Genomic DNA, 573 nt, shown 5'->3' with positions numbered 1-573 from the left:
ATAACTGCCCCTGCAACTGCAAGGTGGCGTCTTCTCCATACGGTGAATGAATCCCGCTGGCTGCATAATTGAGCGCCAATGCCGCGACATCCTGCTGGCGGGGGACCTCAGCAGCAGGATGCTCTTCGCCGGTGCGATAGGTCAAAAAAGGCAGTGGCCCAGTACTAGTTCCGACCAAGAGGCGATTGATCTCGCTTTCGTGAAACGTGATTCCGTTCGCTGTGTAAAAATCGTCTGTTGGGCAAGCTCCTGCGGGAATAGCCCCACGTTGCAAGTTGACGTCAGAAAAAAATGGCGCACTTAACGCGAATTGCATGTGTGCGTTACGCACAAACCGACAAACCGAATAGGTGCCATAGGACTGGCCATCGACTTCAATTTCCAGCAGCACGACATTGTTTGAGGCAATGCTGTGAGACGCGAGTGTGGCGAGGGACAGCAGCAGCACGCAGTGTAAGCGGGACAGGAAGCCGATACCCACTACAGAACCTTGACGCGCAGGCTGCTCGCCGCCCGCACCACCAGAGAAATTTCCTTATCTCTAGACGGACAAGCGGCGAAGGATCGGGGGGG

1 protein-coding gene is annotated in these 573 nt (G+C 55.5%); it reads right to left on the bottom strand.

Annotated features, from left to right (window positions below; all coding sequences use genetic code 11):
- A partial coding sequence (locus AC07RZ_RS24165; RefSeq protein ID WP_494669878.1) for a hypothetical protein occupies positions 1–481 on the bottom strand: 481 nt, incomplete at its 3' end.
- Positions 482–573 lie beyond the last annotated feature (92 nt).

This window comes from Collimonas sp. GW821-FHT07E08 (assembly GCF_059418905.1).
This window is presented reverse-complemented; position numbering and strand designations above follow the sequence as displayed.